This is a genomic window from Brevundimonas sp. UBA7534 (assembly GCF_002479325.1).
GTDB lineage: Bacteria > Pseudomonadota > Alphaproteobacteria > Caulobacterales > Caulobacteraceae > Brevundimonas.
This window is the reverse complement of record NZ_DLMO01000130.1, coordinates 1-2,108: the sequence shown is the minus strand read 5'-3', so window position 1 is coordinate 2,108 and position 2,108 is coordinate 1. Positions and strand designations below refer to the sequence as shown.

The 2,108-nt window shown below is 68.1% G+C and carries 3 protein-coding genes; 1 reads left to right on the top strand and 2 read right to left on the bottom strand.

What is annotated here, in order from left to right:
* Positions 1-68: 68 nt before the first annotated feature.
* Together B2U11_RS10660 and thpR are read right to left on the bottom strand one after the other, a co-directional pair.
* The gene (locus B2U11_RS10660) at positions 69-605 is read right to left on the bottom strand and encodes a GNAT family N-acetyltransferase (RefSeq protein ID WP_292071655.1); all 537 of its coding nucleotides are present in this window, start codon (positions 603-605) and stop codon (positions 69-71) included.
* The gene (thpR, locus tag B2U11_RS10655) at positions 602-1,141 is read right to left on the bottom strand and encodes an RNA 2',3'-cyclic phosphodiesterase (protein ID WP_292071654.1); all 540 of its coding nucleotides are present in this window, start codon (positions 1,139-1,141) and stop codon (positions 602-604) included. Before thpR ends, B2U11_RS10660 begins: the two co-directional genes overlap by 4 nt.
* A 132-nt stretch (positions 1,142-1,273) precedes the next feature.
* Between thpR and B2U11_RS10650 the strand changes: the two genes are divergently transcribed.
* Complete coding sequence (locus B2U11_RS10650) at positions 1,274-2,023, top strand: Bax inhibitor-1/YccA family protein (protein WP_292071652.1); 750 nt, start codon at positions 1,274-1,276, stop codon at positions 2,021-2,023.
* Positions 2,024-2,108 lie beyond the last annotated feature (85 nt).

Here is a 2,108-nt window from a genome sequence, read left to right as displayed (position 1 = left end):
GCGTCATCAGGCGTATCCTCGTTCCGTTTTGGTCCGATACGTGGCGACGACGGGTTCGGTTGCCCCTTTCAGCGCGTCCGCGCGCGCCATTCGTCGCGGGTCTGGCCCCAGACGCCGACCGGCAGGGCCTCGAACGGCGGCGGCAGGCGGCCCGGTCCGCGATACCGCGAGCCCAACCGCTCGGCCAGGCGGATGGAGGCGGCGTTGTCGGCGTCGATGGTGTGGATCGCCTCGTCCCAGCTCAGCACGTCGAAGGCGTAGTCCAGGCTGGCGGCGGCCGCTTCATGGGCGTAGCCCTTTCCGACGGCGTGGGGGTGCAGGCTCCAGCCGACCTCGGGTCCCGGCCAGCCCTCGGGCCGCCACGGTCCGATCCGCCCGACCCATTGGCCCGACGCCTTTTCGATCACCGAGAAGAAACTGACCCCCGTCAGGCTCCACGCCCCGGCCACGGTCATCAGGATGCGCCAGGTCTCCGGCGGCGTTTTGGGGCCGCCGATGAAGCGGGTCGTCTCGGCGTCGGCCTGGAATTCGGCCCAGCGGGGAAAGTCCGCCATGGTCGGCGGGCGCAGGATCAGGCGCTCGGTCTCGATCACGGGGCCGGTCACAGCAGATACTCCCGTTCCAGCTGATAATGGCTGCCCGCGTCGGTCAGGACGCTGGAATAGAGGCCGAAACGGTCGATGCGGATCGGCGGCGAATGCAGCAGGTTGTGGCCGGTGATCCAGGCCCCGACGCGGGCCGGGTCGGTCTGGGGCTTCAGATAGGCCAAGGTGACGTGCGGCCGGTATTCGCGCGCCTCGGTCGTCACACCCGCGCGCCCCGCCGCCGCGCGGCAGCGGCCGGCCAGGACCGACAGGGTCTCGTTTGGCGTCTCGACGCCGGCCCAGATGGTGTGGCTGCGGTGCGCGTCGCCGAAGGCGCCCACGCCCTTCAGCACGATCTCGAACGGCGCGCCGCCCACGCGCGACAGCTCCGAGGCCAGGTCGTCGGCCCGGCGCTCGTCCATCTCGCCGTGAAAGGCCAGGGTGACGTGCAGCGCCTCCAGCGGCCGCCAGCGCGCGCCGGGCAGGCCGGATTGGCGCCGTTGCAGCGTCTCGGCGACGTCCTCGGGGATCGACAGGGCGGTGAACAGGCGCAGCATGCGACGGTTGGTAGCGGCCGGAACGCCCGGCTCCAAGTCCGGTTTTCCTTGCAGGGACGCCCCCGCATCCCGATATTCGCGACATACGACCGGGGAAAGCCTTCCCCGGCCTATGGGAGAAAGTTCGTCGCCATGAGCGATTTCAACAACGGCTACGCCCGCCCGCTGCCGCAGACGGCCGACATGTCGGTCGACGCCGGCCTGCGGTCCTTCATGCTGGGCGTCTATAACAAGCTGGCGCTGGGCCTGCTGGTCGCGGCGGCCCTGTCCTATGTCACCGGCAATGTGCCGGCGGTGCAGCAGATGCTGTTCGCCGTCGGACCCGATGGCCGCATCGGCCTGACGGTGCTGGGCATGATCGTCCAGTTCTCGCCGCTGGTCATGCTGTTCGGCTCGATGTTCTTCATGAAGAACCCGACCGCGCGCGGCGTGAACATGCTGTACTGGGCCGTGGTCGCCACCATTGGCGCGGGCCTGGGCATCCTGTTCCTGCGCTATACGGGCGGCAGCCTGGTCTCGACCTTCCTGGTCACGGCGGCGGCCTTCGGCGGCCTGTCGCTGGTGGGTTACACCACCAAGAAGGACCTGTCGGGCATGGGCACCTTCCTGATCATGGGCGTGATCGGCCTGATCCTGGCCTCGATCGTGAACATGTTCCTGCAGTCCGGGACCTTCTACCTGATCATCAGCGCCCTGGGCGTGCTGATCTTCTCGGGCCTGATCGCCTATGACACCCAGCGTCTGAAGATGACCTACTACGCCCTGGGCGGCGACCAGAACGCGATGGGCGTGGCCACCGGCTTCGGCGCGCTGAGCCTGTTCATCAACTTCATCAACCTGTTCCAGTTCCTGCTGGCCTTCATGGGCGGCAACCGGAACTAGGGGCGGGATAATAGCCTGAACCAAGGGGCCTCGGCGGAAACGCCGGGGCCTTTTTCCTGCGCGCCCTAGGGTTCGTACTCAATCA

Excerpts from the sequence above, each read along its gene's own strand:
- B2U11_RS10650 (WP_292071652.1), top strand. The coding sequence starts at position 1,274 with ATGAGCGATTTCAACAACGGCTACGCCCGCCCGCTGCCGCAGACGGCC.
- thpR (WP_292071654.1), bottom strand. The coding sequence starts at position 1,141 with ATGCTGCGCCTGTTCACCGCCCTGTCGATCCCCGAGGACGTCGCCGAG.